Raw genomic sequence first — 26,484 nt, 5'->3', positions numbered from 1 at the left:
CGGGCCAAATTGTTTCGTTGACGAGTGTGGTGGCGGCTATGCGTGGCTGGGCAAGATCAGCTTGCACGCCTGACCGATATCCAGGGTCCGCAGCACCCGTCCCATGCCCACCCACAGGGCGCACGACAACGCCAGGTCGGCAAGCAATTCGTCGGAGAAGTGCTCGCTGCACCGGCGCCAGAAGTCCTCGTCGTCGCGCAGCATGGTGTGCTCGGTCGCAAACCGGTGCGCGAATTCGGCTGCTAGCCGCTCTTGTTCGCTATAGCCAGGCCAAGTACGCCACTCCGCCGCGTGCTCATACAGCTCTTCAGGAATGTCCGAGTCTCCGGCGTCGGCATCTGCGAAGCGGGTGTTGGCGCACACGACGCATTCATTGTCGTTGGCGATCACCGCACGGGCGAGCTCACGCGTGCGCAGTGGCAGCCGGTTCTTGCTGTACACCGCGTGGCTGAAGTTGGCGAGTGCGCCGCCCAGTTCCGGGGATTTTAAGACCCACCCGGCCACGTCGTCGTCAGCGAATGTTCCGATTCGGCTCATGGCGAGATGGTACGCCCGCGCGACCCGTCGCCGCTGACAGCCTCTGCCGGAATAGTCGCAGTCGGTGCGTCGTCGCCCCAATCACGTTGGACCAGAACGCGATGAGCGACACGTCCCCGGGCGGCTTCGACGGCGCGGCGGTCGAGGCGACCGTCGAAGCCGGATGCTCGGGCCGATCTCGCCGTGATCCAGCCCAGCTGCGTAGGCGACCCGGAGGTCGTCGCCGCTATCGGTGAGCCTGGCCGTCCAGAGAAACCAGTGGCAATCAATCCGCAGGCCGAGCGCCTACCGCGTCAGCTTGGTGGCCGGGAGACGCATTGCGCCGAGTACAGCTCCTCTCCCAGCTTGTCCATCAGCTCCAGTTGCGTTTCCAGATAGTCGACGTGTTGTTCCTCGTCGGCCACGATCTTCTCCAGGAGTATGGCGCTGGTGGTGTCTTGTTTCTCGCGGCACATGATGATTCCAGGTCTAAGTCGGTCGAGCACCTCGTATTCGATGGCCAGGTCGGCCTCGAACTGTTCGCGCAGCGTCTGCCCGATGCGCACCGAGAACAGACGCTGGTAGTTCGGCAGCCCGTCCAGCAATAAGATGCGATCGGTGATCGCCTCGGCGTGCCGCATTTCGTCGAAGGACTCGGCGCGGGTGTGCTCCGCGAGTTCGGTAAAGCCCCAGTTGTCTTGCATTTTGGAATGCAGAAAATACTGGTTGATGGCGGTGAGCTCGCTGGTCAGTTGCTCGTTGAGTAGGCGCAAAACATCCGGATCACCTTGCATGAGCACTCCTACGGTGTGAAGGCTGGCATGTCTGACCGCAACAGGTGGGCTGGGCTGGAGCGCCACCATGCTGGGGTTTTGCAGCACCTTTGGGGTGCCGGGTCTAAATCTAGTGCAGCGACTAGGGGTCGGCGCGTGTTTGTTGCGCCGTCCGCGCGTCACGCCGACGTAGAGCCCAAGGCCAATGTGAGCAGCTTAGGTTAGACTCCACTAACCTACTTAGGTTAGACTCCACTAATATGCGACGTTGGTCTCCGGCAGGCATCCCGATGATGCGGGCGGCGATGCGTAAGCCTGTGGCAGGGGTTTGCTGATGTACGTGTGCCTATGCGTCGGAGCCACTAATCAGACCGTATGTGACGCCGTGGCGCGGGGTGCGTCGACCTCCAAAGAGATCGCCGCTGCTTGCGGGGCGGGCGGCGACTGCGGACGCTGCCGTCGCACGCTGCGGGCAATCATCGCCGCCGCTCGACTGGACCCGGTTCCGGCGCCCTAGCGACGGCGTTCGCTGAAATCCGCCAGCGCCGCGGCGTTGGCTTGGGTGCCCATGAGTTCGGCGAAGTGCGCATTTTCCCGTGCGGTCGCGGCCGCAATCTCGGGTCGCATGGGTTCCACAATCGTGTGCTTGACGGCGATCAAGCTGGCAATGGGACGGGCGGCAAGGATTTCGGCATGTCGGCGGGCCTCGGGCAGCAGTGCATCGGGATCGCAGACCCGCCACACCAGCCCCATGCGCAGCGCCTCCTGGGCGTCGATCCATTCCGAGGACATCAGTAGCCAGGCGGCGTTTTGCCGACCAACCAGTTGAGGCAGCAGGTACGAGGACGCCGCTTCGGGTGCCACGCCCAAGCTGGTGAAGGGGCACTTCAGGCGCGCCGTCGAGGACATGAACGCCAGGTCTGCGTAGCCCAAGATCGTGGTGCCAATCCCGACTCCGAGGCCGTTCACAGCGCAGATCAGCGGCTTGGGGAAACCGCTCAGCGCGTCGATCAGCCCGCGAAACCCGTACTTGCCTTCGGCGAAGTCCGGGTCGGTGATTCGCGCCTGCATCTCGGCGAGATCGGTCCCCGCGCTAAAGCCGCGACCGGTGCCAGTCAGCAAGACCACGGCGACCTGCGGATCGTCGGCCGCGTCCAACAGCGCTTGGGCGGTGGCGTCGTACAGAGCTTCGTTGAAGGCGTTCAGCGCCTCGGGCCGGTTCAATGTCAAGGTGCGTACGCGGTTTTGGTCGTCGATGAGCAGCGTCACAGGTAGCCAACCTACCTGGCGAGCAGACGCGAAAGCGCCGTGGAACGGGCGTTCCACGGCGCTTTCGCGTCTGCTCGCCGGGCTAGCCGTTGCTGTAGACCCGGGTGGGCGCGATCAACACCACGGCCCGCCGCTCCGCGGCCATCACCCGGTCGTACTCGTCCCAGTCGTCATGCGTGCCGCCTGCGGCGGTGAAGACCTCGCGAAGCAGCAGCCGGAACTGGTCCGGGTCGGCCAGCCACGCTTGCGAATCATCAGGGCCCACCAACTCGGCGCGGCCTTCGACGGTCGCCCACTGCCAGCCGTTACGGAATGTGACGGCCAGTTGCGGCCGAGCCCGCAGGTTGGCGAGTTTGACCTTTCCATAGGTGGTGAAGCCCAGCACTGGTGCGCCACCCGCCGGATGCGGCAACAGGCCGACGTTGACCAGTGAAGCCTGCACGGTTTCGTCGGCACGAACCGTGGAAACCACCGCCAGACCACTTTCTGCCGCGGCCAGCGCCACAGCCTCATCCAGTGTTGTCATATGCGGTCCTCACATTCAGCGAAAAGGTGTCTTGAACACGTAACGGCTGGTAGGAACGGTGTCGATGTTCTCGTTGGCACCGAATGCAGTTGTGCTGGCGACCATCCGGGCGAGCCGGTGCTGCAGGTCGTTGTCGTCGGAGGCGCCGAAAAAGGCCTTGATATCGGTAATCGCCTCCGCCGGGAACAACTCTTCGACGATGCCCGCGATTCCCGGCGCGTCTGGAGTGAGGGCTCGCACCACCCAATTCTGGGTGTAGCCGAACGTCGACTGGGTCTCGATCGCCACCGGCGTGTGTTCGAGCTGCCACCGGTTCAGCCAGGTCAACTGGTCCAGACCCGCAGGCCGGCGCAACAGCGCGATGTTGGCCAAACCCGGTGTGCGAGCCGCGGATTCGGGCATCGGGCCAGCCAGCGGTACCGATTCGGTCACCAAGTAGGCGGCGAACTGCTCACATTCCGCGGTGAGCAGGCGCAACGCCTCCGCCGTCTGCTCGCCGTAGCACTGCTGGGTCCACAGGCTCACCACTGCGGCCACCGGTGGGTTCAGCGTCGTCAATGTCATCAAGGAGTGGCGCACCGCACCGTCGCGAACATTGACCGATAGCCCGGGAACACCCAGCCCCAACAGGGCGTCGGCGACCGGACCACGCTGTCGGGCGCACCACTCGTCATCCGGATCGGCCCGCATCAGCACGGCGATTACCTTCTCCATAGCGCCGAACTTAACGTGTGCACCTTGCCGATGCGCCGGCTGTTATTTGACCAGCCGCACCCGCTCTTGAGCGCTGATCAGTTCGCCGATGATGCCGGCGAGCCGCCGGTAGGGCTGATCGCGACCGCTGGACGTGCGATACACCAGACCGATCCGCCGCCCAGGGCTGGGCACGGCAAATTGCGCGAGCCCAACGCGGCTGCGTGCGGCCTCGACGGGCACCGCGCTTTGCGGTATCAGCGTCACCCCCAATCCGCCAATTACGCATTGAACGGCGGTTGCCAGCGAAGCCGCCCGAGTGTCGGCAAGTTCGGCCCGTACACCGGCCGTATGGCACACGTCGAGAGCCTGATCGCGTAAGCAATGGCCTTCGTCCAGCAAGAGCAACGGCAAGTCCGCCAACGCCGCTACGGGCACCCGACGCTTTCCGGACAGCGGATGTCCCGGGGGTAGCGCCAGCACGAAATCCTCTTCGTAGATAGGGACTTCGGTGAAGCCGCTGGTGTTGGCGGGCAATGCGATCAGGGCCGCGTCCAATGCCCCGTCCCGCAGAATCGCAAGTAGGCGTTCCGTCTGGTCTTCGATCACCCGCACACTTAGGGCGGGCAGCCGACGGGCCAGTCCGGCCAAGACAGTCGGCAGTACGTAAGGGGCCACGGTGGGGATCAATCCCAACCGCATGGTGCCCTGCAGCGGATCCGATACCCCCGCGGCGGCGGCAGTGAATGCGTCGGCCGCCTCGATCACGGCGTGGGCGAACGGCAGCAGTTGAATGCCCTCGGGCGTCAAGAAGACCCGCCGCGTCGATCTCTCGACGAGGCGGGCGTCGAGGCCGGCTTCCAGTGCCGCCAACGCCTGCGACAAGGTCGACTGGCTGATGCCGAGAGTCGCTGCCGCACTGCCGAAATGCTGCTTTTCACCCACCGCGGCGAACGCGCGGAGCCCGGCCAGGGTCGGCTGATAAATCTTATCGGTCATACCTATTAGTATAGTGGGATATATCACCTTTACCTCACAGTAAAATCCAGGCACCATGGTGGCGAGCGACCAAAAGCTGTGTGCTGACAAATGAAAAGAGGAGTGAAATGTCTTTGCTGACAATTGGTGATCAATTCCCGGCCTACCGCCTGACTGCGCTGATCGGCGGCGATCTGTCGAAGGTCGACGCTAAGCAGCCCGGCGACTATTTCACTACCATCTCCAGCGACGACCACCCGGGCAAGTGGCGGGTAGTGTTCTTCTGGCCGAAGGACTTCACCTTCGTGTGCCCGACCGAGATCGCGGCGTTCGGCAAGCTGAACGATGAATTCGAGGACCGCGACACGCAGGTCCTTGGCGTCTCGATCGACAGCGAATTCGTGCACTTCCAATGGCGGGCACAGCACGAAGATCTCAAGAAGTTGCCCTTCCCGATGCTCTCGGACATCAAGCGCGAGCTCGTGCAAGCCGCAGGAGTGCTCAACGCCGACGGCGTCGCTGACCGAGTGACATTCATCGTCGATCCCAATAACGAGATCCAATTCGTTTCGGCGACAGCCGGATCCGTGGGACGCAACGTCGATGAGGTGCTGCGAGTCCTGGACGCCCTGCAATCCGACGAGCTGTGCGCGTGCAACTGGCGTAAGGGCGACCCGACCCTGGACGCCGGCGAACTGCTCAAGGCTTCCGCCTGATGCCTGACGCCTGGCGCCTGACACGTGACGCCTGATCGGAGAGTGAGATGAGTGTAGAGAACCTCAAGGCCGCGATACCCGAGTACGCCAAAGACCTCAAGCTGAACCTGGGCTCCATCACCCGCAGCGCGGTGCTGAGCGACGAGCAGCTGTGGGGCACCTTACTGGCCAGTGCCGCGGCGACACGGAACACGCAGGTGCTGGCCGAGATTGGCGCCGAAGCAGCCGCCAAGCTGTCTGCCGAGGCATACCATGCGGCGCTGGGAGCCGCGTCGATCATGGGCATGAACAACGTGTTCTACCGTGGCCGCGGCTTCCTCGACGGCCAGTACGACGATCTGCGACCTGGGTTACGGATGAACATCATCGCCAATCCGGGTGTGGACAAGGCGAATTTCGAGCTCTGGTCCTTCGCGGTGTCGTCGATCAATGGGTGCTCGCACTGCATGGTTGCTCACGAGCACACGCTGCGCGAGGCGGGTGTCGGCCGAGAGGCCGTCCTGGAGGCGTTGAAGGTTGCAGCGATCGTTTCCGGTGTGGCACAAGCGATCGCCACCGCCCAGACACTGGAGGCAGTCGGCTGATCGTGGCGTGACCGCACACATATCGGAGCCGCCGGGGCCGGTTCAGCGTTGGCCCTGGCGGCTCGTCGCGTCGCTCGGCCTATTTGAAGCTCAGCCGTGCCACAGTTCGCTGGTCCTCTCCGCCGCCAAAGTACTTGGCCAGTAGCGCGACGAAGTCCGCGTTGTCGTCAGTAGCACGAGCGAACAGCGTCATCGACGAGCACAGCTTGAGGTCGTCGGGCGGGCCGAAGATCTCCTGGATAGAGTGGCCCTGTACCTGATTGACCAGCCCAGCGCACTCGTGCAGGCGCGGCCCTAGCACATCGTGCGCAAGATAAGCGCGAGCTTCCTCCAGTGAGGAGATGCCGTAATGCACGGCCATTGGGCTGCTGCCCAGCCCGCGCAGTTGCGGGAAGACGAACCACATCCAGTGACTGCGTTTCCGTCCGGCGCGCAGCTCGTTGACAACATTGCGATAGATCGGAGACTGCGCGTCGACAAAGCGCTGCAGATCGAATGGATCGCTTGTCGATTTCATCAGACTACGGTCGCACACTGGTTAGATGAATTGGTGGCGATCAAACGGCGGGTGCCCAAAATTCGCGACCTGGCGCCGCTGATCCAGTTCAAACGGCCCCAGGTCGACCGCACGAAGCGTCGCCTAGACGCCGCGCTGACCATCGAGGATCTGCGACGCGTCGCCAAACGGCGCACCCCCAAGGCGGCTTTCGACTACGCCGACGGTGCCGCCGAGGATGAGCTATCCATCGCGCGGGCCCGACAAGCCTTCCGCGACATCGAGTTTCACCCAACGATCCTGCGAAACGTCACCAACGTGACTGCTGGGTGGAACGTGCTCGGTCAGCCGGTGGTACTCCCGTTCGGGATCGCGCCGACCGGATTTACCCGGTTGATGCACACCGAGGGCGAGATCGCCGGTGCGCACGCAGCGGCCGCGGCTGGGATCCCGTTCTCACTCTCCACCCTGGGCACCTGCTCGATCGAAGATGTGGTCACCGCTGTCCCGCAGGGCCGCAAATGGTTTCAGCTGTACATGTGGCGCGATCGCGACCGTTCGATGGCGTTGGTGGGGCGCGCCGCTGATGCGGGATTCGACACCATGCTGGTCACTGTCGACGTTCCGGTTGCTGGCGCGCGATTGCGCGATGTCCGCAACGGGATGTCAATCCCACCGGCGCTCACCCTGCGAACTGTGCTCGACGCGCTGCCACACCCGCACTGGTGGTTCGATCTGTTGACCACCGAACCGCTGGCGTTCGCATCACTGGATCGCTGGCCGGGCACCGTCGCCGAGTACCTCAACACCATGTTCGACCCCAGCGTCACCTTCGAGGATCTGGCCTGGATCAAATCCCAATGGCCCGGCAAACTCGTCGTCAAGGGGATCCAGACAGTTGAAGACGCCCGCGCCGTGGTGGATCGCGGCGTCGATGGCATCGTGTTGTCCAATCACGGTGGCCGTCAACTCGATCGGGCCCCGGTGCCATTCCATCTGTTGCCGACGGTGGCGCGTGAACTGAGTAAGGACACCGAGATTCTGTTGGACACCGGCATCATGTCGGGCGCCGACATCGTGGCGGGGATCGCGCTCGGCGCGCGCTGCACACTGATCGGGCGAGCTTATCTCTACGGCCTGATGGCCGGCGGCCAGGCAGGCGTCGCACGCGCGATCGAAATCCTGGAGAGCGGCATCACCCGGACAATGGCGCTACTGGGCGTGACCTGTCTTGAGGAGCTTTCGCCCAAGCATGTGACGCAGCTGCGGAGTCTTAGGCCGCTTCCGCTGGAATGACTGTGCGGCGCGGCCGCGCCGGGTCGTCCAGTCCGGCAAGATCACGCCACGAACGGATCGCGTGGCGGGTGAGCTCGATGATCCGGCTGGCCGTGGTGCCTTCAGCACCTAGGGCGTGGGCGTTCATGGCGTGAGCGACCACCTCATCCAGTCCCGGGAGCAGATCGGCGTCCACCATGGCGGCGGACTCGTAGGCGGCGCGGATGGCATGCAGCCCGGCGGCGCTGCAGTTGGTCATCCGGATGGCGCGGGTGGCAGCCTCCCAGTCGGCGGCGGGCGGCATGTCGCCCGCCGCGGCGGCGCGATGCAGCTCGGCAACGTCGATGATCGCTTTGACCGCGGTCAGTCTGGCGTAGCCGAAGACTCCCCATGTCGGATTGGCCAGCAATTCGGCGATCCACGCGTGCACGACGGTGTCCGGGACATCCGCCGTACCCACCGTCTGCCACGCGAGGCCGAGCGCCAGCATGCTGTCTTCCGGTGATAGGTAGCCATCGCCTCCCGCAAGCAGGTCGTTACACGACTGGACGAGGATGCTCAACGGCCGCGCTGAGCATTCCGGAAAATCGGTAACTCGGGTATCGCCGTTGATGTAGGAAATCACATTCATCGCGCACCCTTTGCCCGATCCCGGCTGGTGAGATCCCTTGGCCAACCGCAGTGGGTGGGTTATGCGGTAGAGGTCCATTTGCGTTGGCTCCTTCCACCTCTCGCACTTCAATAGACGGCGGCGATGCCGTTGCGGTTCACACGTCGCTGGTGTAACCATTTCATATGGTTACATCTTGTCGACGACCATGAAACCTGTCAAGGTGGTTACGTGACGTTTCGCTATGTGAGCGGCCGCCGCTGCCTCGACTTCGCGGGCACCGTGAGATACCGCGGTGGTCCCGCCTCGGAGGAACTGTTGACGCACCCGGAACGGTTGTCCGACTGGGCAGTTCAAGCGGGGCTGCTGGATGCCGCGATTGATGTCACAGACGGTGATTTGGCTGCCGCGATCGAGTTGCGCGAGGCCATCTACCGGTCGGTGATCGCTCGGCTCGCGCACCGCAGGCCCAAGCTCGCCGACGTCGATCTGATCAACGAGCTGGCATCCCAGCGCCAGCTCACTCCGCTACTACAGCGCACGGGCGTTGCTCGTCGCGACGGCACCACAGCGCAACTACTGGCGACCCTGGCCGCGGATCTGTTGGACCTTCTTGCCGGAGCCGACATCGAGTTCGTCAAACGTTGTGTCGACCCGGGTTGCACCCGCCTCTTCATCGACACGTCGCGAGCAAAGAACCGGCAGTGGTGCGGGATCAAGTGCGGCAACCGCGCCAAGGTCGAAGCCTTCCGGGCACGCCAGCGCGCCGCGCGAGCAGACGCATAAGCACCCGAAAACCGCTGGTTTTGGGGGCTTATGCGTCTGCTCGCCCAAGCGACCGCAGACGCGGCCGGCGTCGCTGGCTGATGGCTGATTGGCGCGCGTGGCATTACTGTGCAGGGATGCCCGTGATCTTGCGCAGAATGCTTGGCATTGGCAAGCTGCCCGCCGACGTGCGAGCCGAACTCGAACCAGAGGGAATCCTGCATCTCGCCGAGTTCGTCCCCGTCACGTTCCGATTCAGCGGCTCCGTGCCCGGCAAGACCGCCAAGGGAAACATCCGCAGCTATGTCGGCGCCCTGGTACTCACTTCCCAGCGGGTCGTCGGCACCTTGTCGACGGTGCCCAAGGTTGCGGGGCGAGCCATCGACAAGCGCTGGGACGAACCTGACGAGGGCCCGGTGAAAGCCGACTTGTCCGCAAGCGGTCTGGCAATCGAGGTCGATGTCAGCCAGGTCGACCCCGGGTTTTCCGGACGGTTGTCCATGCATTACCAGACCGCGATCCCCGAGGCGGTGTTGACCACCGTTCCCCGCCGGTCGTTGCTGTTGACCGTCCCCAGGGAATGGGTGTTGCGCGCCGTTGGTGTCCCGGCCCCGCGGCCTGCCTAATATCGGTGCAGAATCGAAAGTTATGGCGGACTTTCGACATCTGAAACGGCAGGTCGTTCATCGCATTCAACGGCTGGTGGTCAATCCGGTCGGTCGGCAGTTGCCGGTGACCATGCTCGAAACCACCGGCCGCAAGACTGGGCAACCGCGGCGCACCGCGGTGGGTGGCAAGGTGATCGACAACCAGTTCTGGATGGTCTCCGAACATGGCCACCATTCGGATTACGTCCACAACATCAAGGCCAACCCGGCGGTTAGGGTGCGAATCGGCGGTCAGTGGCGTAGCGGAATCGCACATCTGCTGCCTGACGATGACCCGCGGCAGCGGCTGCGCAGCCTGCCCAGGCTCAATAGCGCGGGAGTGCGGACGATGGGCACCGACCTGCTGACCATCCGAGTGGACCTGGACTGACACCGCCATCATGGCCTACGACACCGACCTCGCTAACCGCATTCGTGAGTTGCTGGCATCCCAGCCCGGGGTCGACGAGAAGCGGATGTTTGGCGGCCTCGCGTTCCTGATCGGCGGACACCTGGCCGTCGCCGTCAGTGGTCAGGGCGGACTGCTAGTCCGGGTGCCACCAGCGGACACCGAGAAGCTCCTTACGCGCCAGCACGTCAGCCCGATGGTGATGGCCGGCCGAGAAACCCGCGGCTGGTTGCGGGTCGCCGCCGACGGCGTGAAAACCAAACGCCAGCTTGCGAGTTGGGTCAAATACGGTGCTGGTTATGCAGGCAGCTTGCCTCCCAAATGACCGGCCCGGTTTGCGCTGACGCGGCGCGGGTACGCCGCCTTTATGGACAAGCCCGAGCAACGAGTGCGACGACTGCTCAAGGTCGCCGGAACCACGTACGCCGCCGAGGCGGGAATCCGGCTGAACGACAAGCCCATGCCGCTGTTTCAGCTATTGGTGCTGTGCATGCTGGCCAGCAAACCCATCGATGCCACGGTCGCCATGCGCGCGGCGCGGGAACTCTTCAAGGCGGGCTTACGTACACCGAAATCCGTGTTGGCATCCGATCGCGACGCAATGATCAAGGCGTTCGGCCGCGCCCATTACGTGCGGTACGACGAGAGTTCCGCCACCCGGCTTACCGACATGGCCGAGCGGGTGCGAGACGAATTCGCCGGAGACTTGCGGCGAATCCCTCGGCGCAGCCAGCATGATCCGGCGGCGGCTAGACGAACCCTCAAGCAGTTCAACGGGATTGGCGACACAGCTGCCGACATCTATCTGCGCGAGGTGCAGGATGTGTGGACCTGGGTGCGCCCATACTTCGACCACCGTGCCATCGCCGCGGCCGAGGCGCTGCGCCTGCCCACCGATCCAGCAAAGCTTTCCACCTTGGCGCCGCGCGCCAACGCGCGGCTTGCGGCCGCGCTCGTGCGGGCGTCACTGGATGACGAGATATGCCGGCAGGTGGCCGGTTGATCCGGCCATGACCGCGCCGGCGACGATGCAGAGCAAGGAAGCGATGTGGGGGCACCGCCCGCTTGCGGGGGAGAGGAGCGGCGCTCGTGACCCTGCGGATCGGCACCTCCGGGTGGTCCTACAACCACTGGACCGACGTGCTGTACCCACCGGGACTGCCGCTTGGGGACCGGCTAGCGCGTTACGCCGAGGTGTTCGACACCGTGGAGTTGAACGCCAGTTTCTATCGCTGGCCCACGGACTCGACATTCGCCGCGTGGCGCGACCAGGTGCCGAACGGGTTCACCATGTCGGTCAAGGCACACCGCGGGCTCACCCACTACCGCCGGTTGGCGTCACCCGGACCGTGGATCGAACGATTCGCACGCTGCTGGCAGGTGTTGGGCGACCGCCACGGGGTGTTACTGGTTCAACTGCATCCCGAGCAGCACCGCGATGATGCTCGCCTGGACTCCTTCCTGCGCTCCGTGCCGTCGCCGATCCGGGTTGCCGTCGAACTGCGACACCAGTCCTGGGACGACCCGGCGGTCTATGCGGTGCTCGAAAACCACCGCGCCGCATATGTGGTGATGAGCGGCGCCGGCCTGGCGTGTATTCCGCGGGCCACGGCCGACATCGTGTATGTCCGCATGCACGGCCCGGATCAGAACGCGATGTACGCGGGTTGCTACCAGGGCGACGAGTTGCGGCGGTGGGCCGAGCGTATCGACAACTGGAATGCCGAAGGCCGCGACGTGTGGATGTACTTCAACAACGACCTGGGCGGTCACGCCGTCCGCAACGCGTTGTCGTTGCGGGAACTTCTGACCTAAGTAGTCTGGGTGCATGACCAGCTCGACAACATTCGTCATAGTCGGCGGCGGACTTGCCGGGGCCAAAGCAGTAGAAGCGCTGCGGGACAACGACTTCGACGGTCAAATTGTCCTGGTCAGCGAGGAGGAGCAGCTGCCTTATGAGCGTCCGCCGCTGTCCAAGGAATACCTGGCGGGTAAGAAGTGACTGAATGACTTCACGGTGCACAATTCTGACTGGTACCGCGACAATCAGGTCGACGTGAGACTCAACTTGCGGGCGACATCGCTGGATCCCGCGGCCCACATTCTCGGACTGGCCGACGACACCACGGTGCACTACGACAAGCTGTTGCTAGCGACGGGATCGGGGTCGCGTCGCCCGCCGATACCCGGATCCAACGCCGCTGGAGTTCATTACTTACGCACCTATGACGACGCGCATGCGCTGAATTCGGTACTGGCCGAAGGGTCTTCGCTGGCGGTGATCGGCGCCGGCTGGATCGGTCTGGAGGTGGCCGCGGGGGCTCGTCAGCGTGGCGTCGAGGTCACCGTAGTCGAAACCGCAAAACAGCCGCTGCTGGCCGCACTCGGCGAAACCGTCGGCAAAGTCTTCGCCGACCTGCACCGCGACCACGGCGTGGACCTGCGACTGCAGGCGCAGGTCACCGAAATCACCACGTCTGACGGCAAGGCCACCGGGCTCAGGATGGGCGATGGATCAACCGTCGCCGCCGACGCCGTGCTGGTCGCCGTTGGCGCCAAGCCCAATATCGAATTGGCCGAACAGGCCGGACTGGCGCTCGGATCAGGATTCGATGCAGGCGGCGTGTTGGTCGATACGTCGTTGCGCACCAGCGATTCCGACATCTACGCGGTCGGCGACATCGCTGCCGCGCAACATCCACTGTTTGGCACCCGGATCCGCACCGAGCATTGGGCCAATGCGCTGAAGCAACCCGCGGTGGCGGTGGCCGGGATGCTTGGCCGGCCAGGAGAATACGCCGAGCTACCCTACTTCTTCACCGATCAGTACGACCTGGGGATGGAGTATGCGGGGCATGCGCCCAATGTTGACCGGGTGGTTTTCCGCGGCGACGTCGCCAAGCGCGAGTTTGTCGCCTTCTGGCTCGACGGCGACAACCGGGTGCTAGCCGGGATGAACGTCAACATCTGGGATGTGCTTGACGACGTCAAAGGCCTGATTCAGTCGAGGACTCCCGTTGACGCCGCGCGTCTGGCCGATCCGCAGTCGCCGCTAGCCGAGTTGCTGAATTGACCACTAACCAGCGGGATTCCAGGTGTGCTCGATGATGTCGGGCGGCTGTTGCGCCTGCAGACGTTCCCGCTCCGTGCGGCGGCGCTTGATTCGGAGGCGGGCGTCGGCCGGCATGGTGACTAGCTCATCGCAGGTCAGGTAGTACACGTCGTCAACGACGTCGATCAGGTCCGCTGCGACTCGGCGAGATCCCAGCTCGCGCAATGTCATCCGAAGCTCATGGGTAAACCGGATGGTGGTGTCATGTGCCAGCTCGCGGGAACTGCGAGCGCTGGCGGCTAATCGCTGCGACAGTTTTGGCGGTGGCGCCGGCTCGGGGGGTGCCGCGGCGAATTCGGCCGCAGTCATCAGCAGTTGTGCCGGATCGTCGCCAAACGTCGGATTGGCCAGCTCGGCTTCCCCGCGCCCGCGGTGTCCGAGCTGGGTTACCGCTGTGTCCAGGGCCGCGGCGGCCGCCGGAGACAGTGCCCGGATGCTGGCGACGTTGCCTTCGGACGCCAGGCCGGATAGGAGGGGATCGGTGCGCAATACCGCTGCCAGCGAGGCGGTTTCGGCCGCGATGCGGTCGCTTTCCATGATTACCCCAACTCCGTACACGCTGGATCGCGCGCGAGTGTGTTCCAGCGTCGCAGCGGTGACGCCGGTGTCGATCACCCACAGCGCCGTGAGAATCCAGCCCTGGTGGATCCGATCCCGCAGCAGCCGTATCCGAACTTCGAGGCTGGCGTCCGGCAGCGAGGCGAGTTGCCCCGCATCGAGATGTTCCGCTGTTGCGGCGGCAACGTAGGCCTGGGTATCGGACCGGAGGTGGCGCAGCAGGGCCAGCGACCGCGCCGTTACGACCGCTTTGGCGACCGACCCGAGCGGTCCCGTCGCCAGTTGAGGCCGGCCGAACGGCAGCAGATCGGAGGGCTGTGGTTGCGCGCCCAGGCTGCGTTCGGCGACGGCCCGCTCGTCCCATCCGGGCAACTGGGCGGCGGCGACGATGTTGGCCGACACCCCGACGTAGGGGCGATGGCCGAAAACCGCGATCGCGCGACTCCCCCATTCATCGGCAACCACATCGCCAAGCGCTAACACCCGACCCATCGTCCTACCGGCCGCCCGCAGGCCGCTCAACTGGACATCCAGTGTGATCGGGGTCAGTGGTCCCGGCAGCGCCTCGGATAGTGTCGCGGCGCTGAAGACCGGGAACCGCGGATCGATCCGGTCGTCGAACTCGCCCTCCAGGCCATCGGGCGTCACGCAGCTCAAAGGTGCGCCGTCGGAGGGCTCGAACCGCGGGATGGTGTCTACCGGTAGCGACAGCTGGCCCGACCCGCTGGTCGCGCCGGCGGGCCCGAGTTTGCGGCCGACGAGTCCTCGCCCGGTGTCGACGATCGCGTCGAGCGCTTGCCAGCCGTATTCGAACTGCCAATCTTCTTGTGCCGTCGTGATATCGATTTGCGGAATCAGCTCGGCCCAGGCGCGAACACCGTGCAGCCGCAACCGCGGGTCGACTGAGCGCAGCAACCGCCAGGCGGTGATCACATTCGTGGTGTCCGGGGTGGCCAGGTCAACCACACCATGGCGGTCGGTGTTCACCGCCAACACCAGGAAACGGACCAGGTCGTCAAGGTGGAGCATCCGCATCGGCCGCGCCGAGAGTTTGCTGCGCATGAGCGTGGCAACCGTACGGCACACCATCCAGTCCAGCTGCCGACCGACCGGAGGCGCGATCCGAATGATCAAGCTGGGCGCCCAACCGGTGGACACCAACGTCTCCGCCTGTGCGTAGAGTTCCGGGCGCCCCGCGGCTTGGGAGACGAAAAGTAGCCGGGCACCGGCTCGGGCGGCCGCGTTGGTCACATGGGCTAGGCCGTTGATGCCGGCTCCGCCCGGCGCGCTGGTGTCGATCGCCGCGAGATGGATCACCGCGTCAGCTTCGGCGGCCAACTCGAGCAGCACCGGCTCGCGCAGCGATGCGCAAACGAAATCGACGCCCGCGTCCAGGCAGTCGTGCGGGTAGGGCGCTATGCCACTGACCGTGTGTCCGGCCGCGATCAATTGGCGTGTGACCAACCGCCCGACGGTGCTTGTGGCGTCGGTAACTAGGACCTGCAGCTGGCCTCACCTCCCCCAACCTCTTTCCATGACAATAGGCACGTCGGCGTCGCTTCCGCGACTATTGACGCTTGAACGTGACTTTAACCGCGACTTTGCAGCAGGACCTCATCCTGCTGTGCCGCCCAGCGCCCGGCTAGTGCAGCTGCGCGCTGCCGTCGGCGGCGACGGCAACCTTGGCGCCCGCGATGTCCTCGCTCACGGTAGCCGCGGCCGATGCGGGGTCGGCGATCACGGCCAAGCGGCGCGATCCATCTGGCGTGCGGACCGCCAGAAATGCCTTCTCCGGCTCGCCGTCCCGATTGAACGGTGTCGTCCACGCTTCGACGGTTCCGACGCCCTCCCAATCGAGAACGCCGGTAGTGGTGGGTTCCCGATCGACGACCGATTGCACATCTTCCCAGCGGAATGCGCGGTCCGTTGGCGGCGGTTCGGTGCTGTAGATGCCGAAGCTGTGTTTGGTCAGATAGCCGCCGTTGGCGGTGATCAGGCCTCGTCGTCCCGGATTTGCCACCAGCAGCTCGGCCATGGTGGCGATGGAATGCGTGACGTAGTTGCTCCACGGGCCGCCGGCGAAGGTCAGTCCACCGGTGACGGTTAGTGGTCGGGTGGGATCGTCGGGGTCGAGGCCTAGCTCGCCCGCCGCCACCTGAACGGCGGAGGGAAAACACGAGTACAGGTCGACGTAATCGACGTCGTCGATGCCTACGCCGGACAGTTCCAGCACCCGCGCACCGGCGATCCGGATTGCCGCGGACCGGTGCAGCTCGGCGCGCTCGGCGATGGCGGGGGTGTCGTGGGCGTCGGTGCCCGCGTGGGGGTAAACCCAGCGATCGGCAGGAATCTTGAGGCGTGCCGCCTGCTCGACCGAGGACAGAATCAGGGCAGCGCCCTGGTCAACCATGTTGTTGGAGTTCATCAGCTTGGTGTAGGGCCAACTGATCATGCGGTTTTGCGGACCGATTTGGCAGATCTCCTGGGCGGTCACCGGCTTGCGGATCCAGGCGTTGGGATTGTTGACCGCGACCGCGTTGAACCGTGCCCACAGCTGGCCGACCCGCTTGCGGTGGTCTGCCATCGATTCGCCATTGGCGATTCGCAGCGCCTGCTCGAAGAGTGGATACACATAGGCGGGCCGGTCTAAGCGGATCTTCAGCTCAGCCTCACCGGCCATGGGTACGTCATCGCCGGCGATTTCGGGCAGCGCAACGGATTCGTCCTGAACTGTCCACACCAATTTGCTGCCCTGGGACTTGAGCCCGGTGCGAGTACGCCAGGATTCGGCGCCGGCAATGAGGACCACTGCGGCTCGTCCCTGCTGGATATCCAGGCAGGCCTGGCTGACCAGCGATTGTGGGCTGTTGCCGCCGACGCTGCTGTAGCTAGCGACGAATTCCTTGGCGTGGAGACGTTCGCCGAGGAGTTGGCCGGGATTTCGATAGTGCGCCGAAAGCATGTGCACCACGCGGATCGAATCCACGGCCTCGAGCACCCGGGGGTCCGCGGCTCGCTGGGCCGCGGAGACCATCAGGTCGACCGGTTCGATGGACCGCTTTTCCGGGTCGATTTCGTCGCGATGGTTGACCTGGCCGTAGCCGATCAATACCGGTGTCCTGGGGTCGACGGGCATGGCCTTAACTTAGCGTGACTATGAATCGGGCCGGGTACCGGCGGCTGTCGGCCCGAACAGCGCGCCGTCGTCGATCAAGCGCGCGGTCTCATCGGGGCTCATGCCCAGCAGCCGCCGGCAGATCTCCCACGTGTCCTGACCGGGCTGCGGCGCCGGGCGTTGCGGCGCCGACGGGATTTGGCGAAACGGCGCCGGCCCCGTCTCCGCTGGCAGTGGACGGGCGATGAGCGGATGAACCATGTCGGCCAGCAGTTTCCGGTCGATCAGTTGGGGGTCCTCGAGGATGTCCGGCGGGCGGTTCATCGGGCCGGCCGGAACTCCAGCCGACTGGAGTGCTTCGGCCGCCTGCACCGGGCTGCGAGCACCAGTCCAGGTCGACACCAGTGTCATCAACTCCGCCCGGTGTGCGACGCGTGACTGGTTTGTCGCGAAGCGCGGGTCGTCCGCCAGTTGCGGCTGGCCGAAAACAGATGTAGCACAACGCCATTCGTCGTCAGAACGGATTGAGATGACGCACCATTCGTCGTCGCCGGCGCATGGGTAGACCGCGTGCACGCTGGTGTCGTTGCGGATCTCGGCAACGCCGGCCGCCCGGGCGGCCTCGGTCACGAACAGCGTGTCCAGTTGATTCACGACGACTTCAGCTTGCGAGATGTGGACGTGGGTGCCGGCGCCGGTTCGATCGCGGTGGATCAGCGCTGCCAGCGCAAGCACGGCGCCGACGCGCCCAACCACGTGGTCGGGGAAAATCGTCGTCGCGTCAAAAAAGGCATGTCTTAAGGCGTCGCTGCTGGTCGCGCCGGAGGTCCAAAGCCGGGTGACACCGGTGGCGGCGCGGACCAACGGTCCGTAGCCCATCCGGGTGCTCCACGGCCCCCGATTGCCGAACGCGCTGCTGCCGGCGAGCACGATCCTGGGGTTGAGCGCGTGCAGTTCCTGGTAAGAAAACCCAAGGGAGGTAAGGGTTCCCGGTTTGAAATTGGCAAACACCGCGTCGGCGTCGGCGACCAGCCGGCCGAAGATCTCCTTGCCCTCGGTGTGGCGCAGATTCAAGCCAAGGGCCAGGTGATTGCGATGCGTCCAGGCGAACGACTCGCTCATCGCGTCGCCGGCGCGGGCCTGCCGCAGTCCATCGGGATACTGCGCACTTTCGACTTTGATGACCTCACCGCCCAGGTCGCCGAACAGCCGGCTCAGCTCGCCGCCGGCGACGATGATCCCGAGATCCAGAATTCGCAGACCCTCAAACGGATACCCGCCCACCCGACCGGACGGCGCCGGTGTCGGTGTTGGGGCAGCCAGCCAGCGCGGTTCGTCCTGCCCGGCCGAGGGGGCGGGAGCGCGGAAACCGCAGCGCTGCTCGTCGACGACGAAATATCCCGACGGCACGCGGGTGTGCACGCCTGGAACGAGCTCGGTGTCGGTGATGGCACCCACCGCCTGGAAGTGTTCGGAGGCCAGGATTCGCGACGGCGTCAGCACCGCGGCGATCGGCACCCCGTGCTCCTGTCCCGCGGCCACCAGCTCCTTCATGGTCCGTTCGGCGAACAGCGCCGCGACCAACACGCTGATCTGGGGCCACGCGGCGAACCGCGCGCCGATGACGTCGTATTTGGGGTCTTGAAAGTCGTCCGGTTCGCCCAGCCAACGGCGCAGTCCGCGCCATTGCCGCGGCGCCATCACACACAACCGGACGTAGCCGTCCTTGCATGGATAGATCGGGTAGGCGTCCTGATTCTTGGGACGGCCGCGCCACCGATCGCTGCCGCGGATGCCGGCGGCGACCTGTCCGTGCGCGCCGAATGCCGGGTCAAGGGCCATGACAACGGCGTCGAAGCGCGCGAAGTCGATGTAATCGCCTACCCCGCAACGCAATCTGTTGTAGTAAGCGGCCAGCACGGCCCACGCCGCCTGCACGGCAGCGGTTGCCGAAGCGATTCCGTCCGGCGGCAACACCGGGGTGCCGGTGGTGGGACCCGACCGCGACAGCGATCCTGACATCGCGTACAACACGGGATCGGTTGCGCGCCATGACGATCGCGGACCCACCGCCCCGAAATCGGTGATGGACAGCGCCACGAGGTGATGGTAGCGATCGGCGAGCTCGGCGCACGACGTCCCATACGCGGCGGCCTGCCCGGGAAGGCCGCTGTCGACGACGATGTCTGCTGTGGCGGCCAGATCGAGGAACTGGCGGCGGTCGTCCTGGTTGAGCGGGTCCAGCACCGCGCTGCGCTTGTTCGCATTGTGCACGGCGAACGCGATGCTCGTTCCGGCCAACGTGGGCAGCTCCTGACGCGCCGCGCTACCGCCGGGCGGCTCCACCTTGAGGACGTCGGCACCCAGGTCCGCGAGTAGGCGGGTCACCGCGTCGGCGTCGGCACCGGACAGGTCGAGGACGCGTACCGCATCGAGCAGCCTGTCGACCATCTGCATACCGTAGCTGCACGACCAGGCTCAACGTCGAGGCGAACGCACCGGGTCACGCGGCACGGGTACGACTAGCGGCCTACCAAGTCCGCCGCCGCCACCGACTGCGGCGCCACACTCACAAACGACATCCGAAGCCTCCCAACACAATCCAGCCCGACGCCGGCGGACCGACAAACAAACATTGAGCAATCAGCCCACCCGCCCACACCACAGCCAAATCAACGCCAGTTCAGACATAATGCCCAGCAACCGGGGAACCTTTGTGCCAAACGCACAGCAATATCCATCGCGGTATGCCGACACGCTGTGAAAGATGCACAGCTGCTCTACGATCGCCGTGTGAGTCGGCGCAAGTTCTCACCGCGAGTTCGCGATCTGATTCGCGAGGGCTCCTGGATAGCCCTCAATCCCAGTCCGGAATGGCTCGAAGACCTGGACCGCGCCACGCTGGCCGCCCACCCGTCCATTGCCGACGACCCCGAATTAGCCGCCGTCGTCAGCCGCAGTAACCGCGCTAATCTGATCCACTTCGCCGCGGCCCACTTGCGTGACCCGGGCGCCCCGGTGCCGCCGCACCTCGGCGAGGAACAGCTGCATATGGCGCGCGAACTAGTGCGTCGCGGTCTCGATACGCTGGCGCTTGAGATCTATCGCATCGGACACAACGTGGCCTTGCGGCGCTGGACCGAAATCGCGTTCGGGCTCACTTCTGACCCTCACGAATTGCGCGACCTAATCGATGCTCCCTTCCTGACTGCCAACGAATATGTCGACGCCACGCTTGCCAAGCTCGCTGCGCGGATGGCGAAAGAGCACGAGGCGCTGACCCGCGACCTGCGCGCCGAACGTCGTAAGTTCGTTGAGCTCATCCTCGACGGCGCAGCCACCGACCCTGACCGGGCCGAACTCCAATTGGGCTATTCGTTGAACCGATCCCACATTGCCGCCATCATCTGGTCCGACGACCCCGACAGCCAGCACGACGATCTTGACGAAGCCGCTGACGGACTGGGCGATTCGATGGAAAGCCCGCAAACACTAACGGTCTTCGCCAGCAGCGCGACTCGTTGGGTATGGCTCGGAGACGTTGCCACGTACGACCTGGACAGGGTCCGGCAGGCACTGGATCTCGCACCGCACACGCGCGTCGCAATCGGAACCGTTGCCGAAGGCATCGACGGCTTCCGGAGCAGCCACAACGATGCACTTACCACGCAACGCATGCTGGCTCGACTGAAGTCACCCCAAAGAATCGCCTGCTTCGACGATGTCGAGTTGGTTGCGCTGCTCACCCAAAACCCCGCCGCTGGCAACTTCATCAAGAACACCCTGGGCGACTTCGAGTCGGCCAGCCCAACACTGCACGCAACGGTGTTGACTTATATCAATGAGCAGTGCAATACCTCCCGGACCGCCAAGGCTCTCTATATCCACCGCAATACCCTGTTGCATCGGCTTGGCATCGCCGAACGACTTCTTCCCCGCCCCCTTGAATACACCACGGTCCGTGTTGGCGTCGCATTAGAAGCGCTACGGTGGCGCGGGTATAAAACCAGTGGCTCCATGCAACTCCCAACCGAGCCTCACCACGACAGTGTGCCGGTGGCGGCCCGCTCTCGGACCGCTGATTGAGTCGTTCGCCGGAGCCCGCTCTGACTAGACCGGCGTGCGTCGATAGCGCACTTGTTCCAGAGGAACGCTGCCGTACGTCGCCGTCCGGCGTGTCCCGTCGAACCACCACCCATCGCGCTCGTAGAACCGCCGGGCCCGCACATTTTTGTCGAGCACCCATAGCGAAGCGTTTATGACAACCCGACGCAGCTGCTTGCGCGCGGCGGTGATCAGCAAACGCCCAACTCCGGTGTGGATGTGTGCGGGATCGACGTAGAGTGCCATCAGCTCACCGAAGTTCGGCAAGTCTTCGTCCCGAGACAGGCCTGTGGTAGCGAGACCGCAGATCGTCGAGCCATCGACCGCGACCAGGGTGGATGGTCGTTGAATCCCCCTGCGACCAAAGGTGTATCGGCTGGCCCAGACTTCGGGGTTCAGGTTGTCGAGGTAGTCCTGGGCGAGAAGCCCTCGGTAGGCCGACTGCCACGACCGGACGTGCACTCGGGCCACGTCGAGCACGTCTCCCGGGACGGCTGATCGCACCTGAGCCACCTATGCAGTATCGACTGCAGTATCGACCGCGACGATTGCGCGGCCTTGACGTGGAGTGCTGTGCTTGCTGCATGGCAGACACGGCATCCATTGGTCTCAAGGTTCGGGACAAAGTAATTGTGATCACCGGCGGGGCACGGGGAATCGGACTGGCCACGGCGACCGCACTGCACATGCTGGGCGCCAAGACAGCGATCGGCGACATCGACGAGGCGACGGTGAAGGAGTCGGGCGCCGACCTCGGCCTGAAGGTGTACGGCAAACTCGATGTCACTGACCGAAATTCGTTCTCGGACTTCCTCGACCAGGTCGAGCGCCAACTCGGCCCGATCGACGTGCTGATCAACAACGCCGGGATCATGCCCGTCGGCCGGATTGTCGACGAGCCGGACGCGGTCACCCGACGCATCCTGGACATCAACGTCTACGGCGTCATCCTGGGCAGCAAGCTGGCGGCGCAGCGCATGGTTTCTCGCGGATCCGGACACGTCATCAACGTCGCCTCGCTTGCTGGCGAACTCCACATCGTCGGGCTGGCGACCTACTGCGCCAGCAAGCACGCCGTGGTCGCGTTCACTGACTCGGCCAGACTCGAGTACCGCTCGGCCGGCGTGAAGTTCTCAACCGTGTTGCCAACGTTCGTCAACACCGAACTCACTGCGGGCACCACCGGAGCCAAGGGATTTAAGAACGCCGAGCCCTCCGACATCGCCGACGCGATCGTTGGGCTGATCGTTCGCCCCAAGCCGCGGGTACGGGTGACCAAGGCGGCCGGCGCGATGGTGGTATCCCAGAAGTTCATGCCCCGCGCGTTTGCCGAAGGTCTGAACCGGATACTCGGCGGCGAACACGTTTTCACCGATGACGTCGATGTCGCAAAGCGCCGGGCCTATGAGGCGCGCGCTCGCGGTGAAGAGGAGTAAGCGTCGCCCTAATGAACACCCAGACTGCAACAAAAACTGTTCCCGCAACCCTGTCCGATAGCGAACTTGCCCTCATCGACGCGTACTGGCGTGCCGCCAACTACGTGTCGGTCGGGCAGATTTACCTGCTGGACAATCCGCTGCTGACCGAACCGCTGGCGGCCGAACACGTCAAACCTAGGCTCTTGGGACACTGGGGCACCACGCCGGGGCTCAACCTGATCTACGCCCACCTCAACCGGATCATCCGCCACCGCAACGTCAACGTCATCTACGTGACCGGGCCCGGCCACGGCGGCCCGGGACTGGTCGCCAACGCCTACCTCGAGGGCACCTACAGCGAGGTGTACAGCGGCATCGAAGAAAACGCCGAAGGTCTGCGCAAGCTGTTTCGGCAGTTCTCCTTCCCCGGCGGCGTACCCAGCCACGTCGCCGCTCAGACTCCGGGGTCGATCCATGAAGGTGGTGAACTGGGGTACGCGCTGGTGCATGCCTTTGGCGCGGCTTTCGATAACCCGGATCTGGTGGTTGCCTGTGTCATCGGGGACGGTGAAGCCGAGACCGGGCCGCTCGCGGCCAGCTGGCACTCGAACAAATTCCTCAACCCGGCGGTCGACGGGGCGGTCCTGCCGATTCTGCACCTCAACGGCTACAAGATCGCCAATCCGACCGTGTTGGCGCGGATCCCGCACACCGAGCTCGAATCGCTGTTGCGCGGATATGGTTATCGGCCGATCACAGTGACTGGGGAAGAGCCGGCGATCGTGCACCAGCAGCTGGCCGCGGCTCTTGACGACGCGTTCGACGACATTGCGTCAATTCAACGGGCGGCGCGCCACGGCGAGCAGACCGAGCGGCCGGTGTGGCCGATGGTCGTGCTGCGCACCCCCAAAGGCTGGACCGGGCCGAAAGTGGTCGACGGCGAGCGGGTAGAAGGCAGCTGGCGATCGCACCAGGTTCCGCTTGCCGGGACGCACGACAACCCCGCGCACCGCGCCCAGCTTGAAGAGTGGCTGCGCAGTTACCGTCCCGAGGAGTTGTTCGACGAGCACGGCGCGCTGCGCCCGGAGCTGAAGGCCGCCGCACCTAAAGGTGATCGCCGGATGAGCGCCAACCCGCACGCCAACGGCGGGGTGCTGCTGCACGACTTGGACCTCCCGGATTTCCGCGACTATGCGGTGCCGGTCGCGCAACCCGCAGTCGCGACGCACGAGGCCACCCGTGTGTTGGGAACGTTCCTGCGCGATGTGATCGCACGCAACCCCGACCGCTTCCGTCTCATGGGGCCCGACGAAACCGCATCCAACCGCCTGGGAGCGGTTTTGGAGGCGACCGACAAGGTCTGGTTATCGCAAACCCTGCCCGACGACGAGCGCCTGGCCGCCGACGGTCGTGTGATGGAGGTGCTGTCCGAGCATCTGTGCCAGGGCTGGCTGGAAGGGTATCTGCTGACCGGCCGCCACGGCCTGTTCAACTGCTACGAGGCCTTCGTGCACATCGTCGACTCGATGTTCAACCAGCATGCGAAATGGTTGTCCACCAGCCGCGAACTGCCGTGGCGGCGTCCGATCGCGTCGTTGAACTATTTGCTGACCTCGCATGTGTGGCGCCAGGACCACAATGGCGCGTCGCATCAGGATCCTGGATTCATCGACCTGGTGGCGAACAAGCGTGCCGAGGTGGTGCGGGTCTACCTGCCGCCCGATGGCAACACACTGCTCTCGGTGGCAGACCACTGCCTGCGCAGCCGCGACTACATCAATGTCATCGTCGCCGGCAAGCAACCGGCGCTTGCCTACCTTTCGATGGGTGAGGCGATAGCCCACTGCACCCGCGGGCTGGGGATCTGGCAGTGGGCGAGCACGGCGACCGGCGAGCCCGACGTGGTGCTCGCCTGCGCAGGCGACATTCCCACGCAGGAGACGTTGGCCGCCGCCCACATCCTGCGTCGCGAACTGCCCGACCTCGCAGTGCGGCTGGTCAATGTCGTCGACATCATGCGCCTGCAGCCGGACTCCGAGCACCCGCATGGGCTGCCAGACAGGGAATTTGATGCGTTGTTCACTCGGGACAAGCCGATCATCTTCGCCTACCATGGCTATCCCTGGCTGATCCACCGACTGACCTACCGCCGCACCAATCACCCGCAGATCCATGTGCGCGGATTCAAGGAGCGCGGCACCACGACCACGCCTTTCGACATGGTGATGCTCAACGATCTCGACCGGTTCCACCTGGTCATGGATGTCATCGACCGGGTTGATGGGTTGGCGAGCCGAGCCGCGGTGCTACGTCAGCGGATGGCCGATGCCCGGCTCTCCGCGCGCCGCTACACACGCGAACACGGCGAGGACGACCCCCAGATCAGCGGGTGGACCTGGCGTGGCGAGTGACACCGCACGTACGCGCTAGCCTGTGCGGGTGTCGAAGGTGTTATCGGTCAACTTGGCTCGTGGCCGAACAAATCCAGATCCGCACGCGCGGTCGACGTTGACCGGCATCGACAAGGTGGCCACGACGGACCCGGTGATGGTGCGAGCACCCGGGCCGATGCACGGGGGTCTCGGCAGCGGACTCGTCGGCGACACCATTGGCAATCAGAAGGTTCACGGCGGTGACGATCAGGCCGTCTATGCGTATGCGCGAGAAGATCTCGACGCTTGGGAAGCTCAATTGCAGCGCACGCTCACCCCCGGAATGTTCGGGGAGAATCTGACCACTTTGGGCATCGACGTGACGGGCGCGCGGATCGGTGAGCGCTGGTACGTCGGCACCGACGGTTTGGTGCTGGAAGTCTCCGCCCCCCGGATACCGTGTCGCACGTTCGCGGCCTTCCTGGATGTGAGCCATTGGATCAGGACCTTCACCCAGGCGGCCAAACCCGGCGCCTACTTGCGGGTGATCTCGCCCGGAAAGGTTCGCGTCGGTGACGTCGTCACAGTTGAGCACCGCCCTGATCATGACGTGACCATCGGGCTGGTGTTTCGTGCCCGAATGTCCGAACCCGAGCTGCTCCCCCGGCTGTTGGCAGCGGACGCGCTCTCGGCAGAGATCAAGGCCGACGTGCGCCGCCGGCTAGCGTCGCAGGACGGTCAACCGTAGAAGTGAGCGGCCGGTGGCCCGCCCGCAGGTAAACTTGCCGGATGCGCCCCGCGACCGCCGACACCCATCCGCTGCTGTCGCAGCTGTCGGCGCTGCACCGCTTCCGAATTCAGGTCGACGTTGCCGTCGTGGTTGTGGTGCTGGTGCTGACCAACCTGATTGCGCACTTCACCACCCTTTGGGCGAGTATTGCCACCGTCCCGGCCGCTGCCGTCGGACTGGTGATCCTGGTCCGGTGCAACGGCCTGGGCTGGGCCGACCTCGGTCTGGGCCGAGAACATTGGAAGTCCGGCCTGGGATATGCGCTTGCGGCGGTGGCCGTCGTCATCTCGGTGATCTCGATCGGTGTGCTGCTCCCGATGACCCGGCCACTGTTTCTGAACAACCACTACGCGACGATCTCCGGCGCGCTGATCGCCTCAATGGTCATCATTCCGCTGCAAACCGTCATTCCCGAGGAACTGGCCTTTCGCGGTGTGCTGCACGGGGCGCTGAACCGGGCCTGGGGATTTCGCGGTGTCGCTGTGGCGGGCTCGCTGCTGTTCGGTCTTTGGCATGTGAGCACGTCGTTGGGCCTGACGAGTGGCAATGTGGGCTTCACGCGGCTGTTCGGCGGCGGGATCCTCGGGATGCTGGCGGGCGTGACGTTAGCCGTGTTGGCCACCGGCGCGGCGGGCTTCGTGTTCAGCTGGCTGCGCCGCCGCAGCGGCAGCCTGATCGCGCCGATCGCGTTGCATTGGTCGCTGAACGGGATGGGCGCGCTGGCCGCCGCGCTGGTCTGGCACCTGTCCAGCTGAACC

Annotated in this window: 28 protein-coding genes and 1 pseudogene; 17 read left to right on the top strand and 12 right to left on the bottom strand. The window is 64.7% G+C overall.

The window, feature by feature from the left end:
• Positions 1-36: 36 nt before the first annotated feature.
• Complete coding sequence (locus AADZ78_RS13950) at positions 37-537, bottom strand: carboxymuconolactone decarboxylase family protein (RefSeq protein ID WP_085249412.1); 501 nt, start codon at positions 535-537, stop codon at positions 37-39.
• A 101-nt stretch (positions 538-638) separates the two neighbouring features.
• On the opposite strand from AADZ78_RS13950, the gene AADZ78_RS13945 reads away from it, so the two are divergent.
• Positions 639-773, top strand: coding sequence for a hypothetical protein (locus AADZ78_RS13945; protein WP_275579515.1), 135 nt, complete (start codon positions 639-641; stop codon positions 771-773).
• 57 nt (positions 774-830) lie between these two features.
• On the opposite strand, the gene bfr is transcribed toward AADZ78_RS13945, so the two are convergent.
• Positions 831-1,310 carry a bacterioferritin gene (bfr, locus tag AADZ78_RS13940; protein WP_085249411.1) on the bottom strand — a complete coding sequence of 160 codons (480 nt, stop codon included), beginning with the start codon at positions 1,308-1,310 and terminating at the stop codon, positions 831-833.
• Between the two features lie 313 nt (positions 1,311-1,623).
• Here bfr and AADZ78_RS13935 point away from each other — a divergent pair, with 313 nt between their 5' ends.
• The gene (locus AADZ78_RS13935; protein WP_085249410.1) at positions 1,624-1,806 is read left to right on the top strand and encodes a (2Fe-2S)-binding protein; all 183 of its coding nucleotides are present in this window, start codon (positions 1,624-1,626) and stop codon (positions 1,804-1,806) included.
• Here AADZ78_RS13935 and AADZ78_RS13930 read toward each other — a convergent pair.
• The 4 genes from AADZ78_RS13930 to AADZ78_RS13915 all read right to left on the bottom strand — a co-directional run bounded on the left by AADZ78_RS13930 (position 1,803) and on the right by AADZ78_RS13915 (position 4,776).
• Positions 1,803-2,558, bottom strand: coding sequence for an enoyl-CoA hydratase/isomerase family protein (locus tag AADZ78_RS13930; RefSeq protein WP_085249409.1), 756 nt, complete (start codon positions 2,556-2,558; stop codon positions 1,803-1,805). The genes AADZ78_RS13935 and AADZ78_RS13930 overlap by 4 nt on opposite strands.
• 82 nt (positions 2,559-2,640) lie before the next feature.
• Positions 2,641-3,084 (bottom strand): TIGR03618 family F420-dependent PPOX class oxidoreductase, encoded by a 444-nt coding sequence (locus AADZ78_RS13925; protein ID WP_085249408.1) that lies wholly within the window; start codon positions 3,082-3,084, stop codon positions 2,641-2,643.
• Positions 3,085-3,099: 15 nt separating this feature from the next.
• Positions 3,100-3,798 carry a hypothetical protein gene (locus AADZ78_RS13920; protein ID WP_085249407.1) on the bottom strand — a complete coding sequence of 233 codons (699 nt, stop codon included), beginning with the start codon at positions 3,796-3,798 and terminating at the stop codon, positions 3,100-3,102.
• 42 nt (positions 3,799-3,840) lie between these two features.
• The gene (locus AADZ78_RS13915) at positions 3,841-4,776 is read right to left on the bottom strand and encodes a hydrogen peroxide-inducible genes activator (protein ID WP_085249406.1); all 936 of its coding nucleotides are present in this window, start codon (positions 4,774-4,776) and stop codon (positions 3,841-3,843) included.
• Positions 4,777-4,883: 107 nt separating this feature from the next.
• Between AADZ78_RS13915 and ahpC the strand changes: the two genes are divergently transcribed.
• Together ahpC and AADZ78_RS13905 are read left to right on the top strand one after the other, a co-directional pair.
• Positions 4,884-5,471 carry a peroxiredoxin AhpC gene (gene ahpC, locus AADZ78_RS13910; protein WP_085249405.1) on the top strand — a complete coding sequence of 196 codons (588 nt, stop codon included), beginning with the start codon at positions 4,884-4,886 and terminating at the stop codon, positions 5,469-5,471.
• A gap of 47 nt (positions 5,472-5,518) precedes the next feature.
• The gene (locus AADZ78_RS13905) at positions 5,519-6,055 is read left to right on the top strand and encodes an alkyl hydroperoxide reductase (RefSeq protein ID WP_085249404.1); all 537 of its coding nucleotides are present in this window, start codon (positions 5,519-5,521) and stop codon (positions 6,053-6,055) included.
• Between the two features lie 79 nt (positions 6,056-6,134).
• On the opposite strand, the gene AADZ78_RS13900 is transcribed toward AADZ78_RS13905, so the two are convergent.
• A complete protein-coding gene (locus AADZ78_RS13900; protein ID WP_085249403.1) occupies positions 6,135-6,572 on the bottom strand; it encodes a DUF1810 domain-containing protein in 438 nt (145 codons plus the stop codon).
• 33 nt (positions 6,573-6,605) lie between these two features.
• On the opposite strand from AADZ78_RS13900, the gene AADZ78_RS13895 reads away from it, so the two are divergent.
• Positions 6,606-7,847, top strand: a complete 1,242-nt coding sequence (locus AADZ78_RS13895; RefSeq protein ID WP_085249402.1) for an alpha-hydroxy acid oxidase — start codon at positions 6,606-6,608, stop codon at positions 7,845-7,847.
• On the opposite strand, the gene AADZ78_RS13890 is transcribed toward AADZ78_RS13895, so the two are convergent.
• Positions 7,825-8,535: a hypothetical protein gene (locus AADZ78_RS13890; RefSeq protein WP_085249401.1), complete on the bottom strand. Its 711-nt coding sequence runs from the start codon at positions 8,533-8,535 to the stop codon at positions 7,825-7,827. The two genes, AADZ78_RS13895 and AADZ78_RS13890, sit on opposite strands and share 23 nt — an antisense overlap.
• 132 nt (positions 8,536-8,667) lie before the next feature.
• Here AADZ78_RS13890 and AADZ78_RS13885 point away from each other — a divergent pair, with 132 nt between their 5' ends.
• The 7 genes and pseudogenes from AADZ78_RS13885 to AADZ78_RS13855 all read left to right on the top strand — a co-directional run bounded on the left by AADZ78_RS13885 (position 8,668) and on the right by AADZ78_RS13855 (position 13,330).
• Entirely contained in the window at positions 8,668-9,222 is a 555-nt protein-coding gene (locus tag AADZ78_RS13885; protein ID WP_169726243.1) for a CGNR zinc finger domain-containing protein, read from the top strand.
• Positions 9,223-9,338: 116 nt separating this feature from the next.
• A complete protein-coding gene (locus tag AADZ78_RS13880) occupies positions 9,339-9,827 on the top strand; it encodes a hypothetical protein (RefSeq protein WP_085249399.1) in 489 nt (162 codons plus the stop codon).
• Positions 9,828-9,849: 22 nt separating this feature from the next.
• Positions 9,850-10,239, top strand: coding sequence for a nitroreductase family deazaflavin-dependent oxidoreductase (locus AADZ78_RS13875; protein WP_085249398.1), 390 nt, complete (start codon positions 9,850-9,852; stop codon positions 10,237-10,239).
• A 10-nt stretch (positions 10,240-10,249) separates the two neighbouring features.
• A complete protein-coding gene (locus AADZ78_RS13870) occupies positions 10,250-10,582 on the top strand; it encodes a TfoX/Sxy family protein (RefSeq protein WP_085249397.1) in 333 nt (110 codons plus the stop codon).
• Between the two features lie 42 nt (positions 10,583-10,624).
• A complete protein-coding gene (locus AADZ78_RS13865) occupies positions 10,625-11,260 on the top strand; it encodes an endonuclease (RefSeq protein WP_085249396.1) in 636 nt (211 codons plus the stop codon).
• An 86-nt stretch (positions 11,261-11,346) separates the two neighbouring features.
• Positions 11,347-12,072: a DUF72 domain-containing protein gene (locus AADZ78_RS13860; protein ID WP_085249395.1), complete on the top strand. Its 726-nt coding sequence runs from the start codon at positions 11,347-11,349 to the stop codon at positions 12,070-12,072.
• Positions 12,073-12,085: 13 nt separating this feature from the next.
• A pseudogene (locus AADZ78_RS13855) lies at positions 12,086-13,330 on the top strand (NAD(P)/FAD-dependent oxidoreductase).
• A 3-nt stretch (positions 13,331-13,333) separates the two neighbouring features.
• Here AADZ78_RS13855 and AADZ78_RS13850 read toward each other — a convergent pair.
• The 3 genes from AADZ78_RS13850 to AADZ78_RS13840 form a co-directional block, all read right to left on the bottom strand.
• Complete coding sequence (locus tag AADZ78_RS13850) at positions 13,334-15,433, bottom strand: hypothetical protein (RefSeq protein WP_085249394.1); 2,100 nt, start codon at positions 15,431-15,433, stop codon at positions 13,334-13,336.
• Positions 15,434-15,569: 136 nt separating this feature from the next.
• Positions 15,570-17,063 carry an acetyl-CoA acetyltransferase gene (locus tag AADZ78_RS13845; RefSeq protein ID WP_085249393.1) on the bottom strand — a complete coding sequence of 498 codons (1,494 nt, stop codon included), beginning with the start codon at positions 17,061-17,063 and terminating at the stop codon, positions 15,570-15,572.
• 18 nt (positions 17,064-17,081) lie between these two features.
• Entirely contained in the window at positions 17,082-19,499 is a 2,418-nt protein-coding gene (locus AADZ78_RS13840; protein WP_085249392.1) for a CoA transferase, read from the bottom strand.
• A gap of 336 nt (positions 19,500-19,835) precedes the next feature.
• Here AADZ78_RS13840 and AADZ78_RS13835 point away from each other — a divergent pair, with 336 nt between their 5' ends.
• Complete coding sequence (locus AADZ78_RS13835; RefSeq protein ID WP_085249441.1) at positions 19,836-21,128, top strand: PucR family transcriptional regulator; 1,293 nt, start codon at positions 19,836-19,838, stop codon at positions 21,126-21,128.
• A 24-nt stretch (positions 21,129-21,152) separates the two neighbouring features.
• On the opposite strand, the gene AADZ78_RS13830 is transcribed toward AADZ78_RS13835, so the two are convergent.
• Positions 21,153-21,650 (bottom strand): GNAT family N-acetyltransferase, encoded by a 498-nt coding sequence (locus AADZ78_RS13830; protein WP_239656732.1) that lies wholly within the window; start codon positions 21,648-21,650, stop codon positions 21,153-21,155.
• An 80-nt stretch (positions 21,651-21,730) separates the two neighbouring features.
• Here AADZ78_RS13830 and AADZ78_RS13825 point away from each other — a divergent pair, with 80 nt between their 5' ends.
• The 4 genes from AADZ78_RS13825 to AADZ78_RS13810 are packed head-to-tail and all read left to right on the top strand — an operon-like array spanning position 21,731 to position 26,481.
• Positions 21,731-22,582 carry an SDR family oxidoreductase gene (locus AADZ78_RS13825; protein ID WP_085249390.1) on the top strand — a complete coding sequence of 284 codons (852 nt, stop codon included), beginning with the start codon at positions 21,731-21,733 and terminating at the stop codon, positions 22,580-22,582.
• An 11-nt stretch (positions 22,583-22,593) separates the two neighbouring features.
• Positions 22,594-24,975, top strand: coding sequence for a phosphoketolase family protein (locus AADZ78_RS13820; protein ID WP_085249389.1), 2,382 nt, complete (start codon positions 22,594-22,596; stop codon positions 24,973-24,975).
• A 37-nt stretch (positions 24,976-25,012) separates the two neighbouring features.
• Positions 25,013-25,684 carry an MOSC domain-containing protein gene (locus tag AADZ78_RS13815; RefSeq protein ID WP_085249440.1) on the top strand — a complete coding sequence of 224 codons (672 nt, stop codon included), beginning with the start codon at positions 25,013-25,015 and terminating at the stop codon, positions 25,682-25,684.
• A 41-nt stretch (positions 25,685-25,725) separates the two neighbouring features.
• A complete protein-coding gene (locus AADZ78_RS13810; RefSeq protein WP_085249388.1) occupies positions 25,726-26,481 on the top strand; it encodes a CPBP family intramembrane glutamic endopeptidase in 756 nt (251 codons plus the stop codon).
• Positions 26,482-26,484: the final 3 nt, after the last annotated feature.

It is taken from the genome of Mycobacterium riyadhense (genome assembly GCF_963853645.1).
Classification (GTDB): domain Bacteria; phylum Actinomycetota; class Actinomycetes; order Mycobacteriales; family Mycobacteriaceae; genus Mycobacterium; species Mycobacterium riyadhense.
Note: the sequence above shows the minus strand (reverse complement) of the source record. Positions and strands in the feature narration are given on the sequence as shown.

Bases quoted from the DNA above. Each gene is read 5' to 3' on its own strand.
- AADZ78_RS13950 (WP_085249412.1), bottom strand. From the start codon at position 537: ATGAGCCGAATCGGAACATTCGCTGACGACGACGTGGCCGGGTGGGTC.
- AADZ78_RS13945 (WP_275579515.1), top strand. From the start codon at position 639: ATGAGCGACACGTCCCCGGGCGGCTTCGACGGCGCGGCGGTCGAGGCG.
- bfr (WP_085249411.1), bottom strand. From the start codon at position 1,310: ATGCAAGGTGATCCGGATGTTTTGCGCCTACTCAACGAGCAACTGACC.
- AADZ78_RS13935 (WP_085249410.1), top strand. From the start codon at position 1,624: ATGTACGTGTGCCTATGCGTCGGAGCCACTAATCAGACCGTATGTGAC.
- AADZ78_RS13925 (WP_085249408.1), bottom strand. From the start codon at position 3,084: ATGACAACACTGGATGAGGCTGTGGCGCTGGCCGCGGCAGAAAGTGGT.
- AADZ78_RS13920 (WP_085249407.1), bottom strand. From the start codon at position 3,798: ATGGAGAAGGTAATCGCCGTGCTGATGCGGGCCGATCCGGATGACGAG.
- AADZ78_RS13915 (WP_085249406.1), bottom strand. From the start codon at position 4,776: ATGACCGATAAGATTTATCAGCCGACCCTGGCCGGGCTCCGCGCGTTC.
- ahpC (WP_085249405.1), top strand. From the start codon at position 4,884: ATGTCTTTGCTGACAATTGGTGATCAATTCCCGGCCTACCGCCTGACT.
- AADZ78_RS13905 (WP_085249404.1), top strand. From the start codon at position 5,519: ATGAGTGTAGAGAACCTCAAGGCCGCGATACCCGAGTACGCCAAAGAC.
- AADZ78_RS13900 (WP_085249403.1), bottom strand. From the start codon at position 6,572: ATGAAATCGACAAGCGATCCATTCGATCTGCAGCGCTTTGTCGACGCG.
- AADZ78_RS13890 (WP_085249401.1), bottom strand. From the start codon at position 8,535: ATGGACCTCTACCGCATAACCCACCCACTGCGGTTGGCCAAGGGATCT.
- AADZ78_RS13880 (WP_085249399.1), top strand. From the start codon at position 9,339: ATGCCCGTGATCTTGCGCAGAATGCTTGGCATTGGCAAGCTGCCCGCC.
- AADZ78_RS13875 (WP_085249398.1), top strand. From the start codon at position 9,850: ATGGCGGACTTTCGACATCTGAAACGGCAGGTCGTTCATCGCATTCAA.
- AADZ78_RS13870 (WP_085249397.1), top strand. From the start codon at position 10,250: ATGGCCTACGACACCGACCTCGCTAACCGCATTCGTGAGTTGCTGGCA.
- AADZ78_RS13865 (WP_085249396.1), top strand. From the start codon at position 10,625: ATGGACAAGCCCGAGCAACGAGTGCGACGACTGCTCAAGGTCGCCGGA.
- AADZ78_RS13845 (WP_085249393.1), bottom strand. From the start codon at position 17,063: ATGCCCGTCGACCCCAGGACACCGGTATTGATCGGCTACGGCCAGGTC.
- AADZ78_RS13840 (WP_085249392.1), bottom strand. From the start codon at position 19,499: ATGCAGATGGTCGACAGGCTGCTCGATGCGGTACGCGTCCTCGACCTG.
- AADZ78_RS13825 (WP_085249390.1), top strand. From the start codon at position 21,731: ATGGCAGACACGGCATCCATTGGTCTCAAGGTTCGGGACAAAGTAATT.
- AADZ78_RS13820 (WP_085249389.1), top strand. From the start codon at position 22,594: ATGAACACCCAGACTGCAACAAAAACTGTTCCCGCAACCCTGTCCGAT.
- AADZ78_RS13810 (WP_085249388.1), top strand. From the start codon at position 25,726: ATGCGCCCCGCGACCGCCGACACCCATCCGCTGCTGTCGCAGCTGTCG.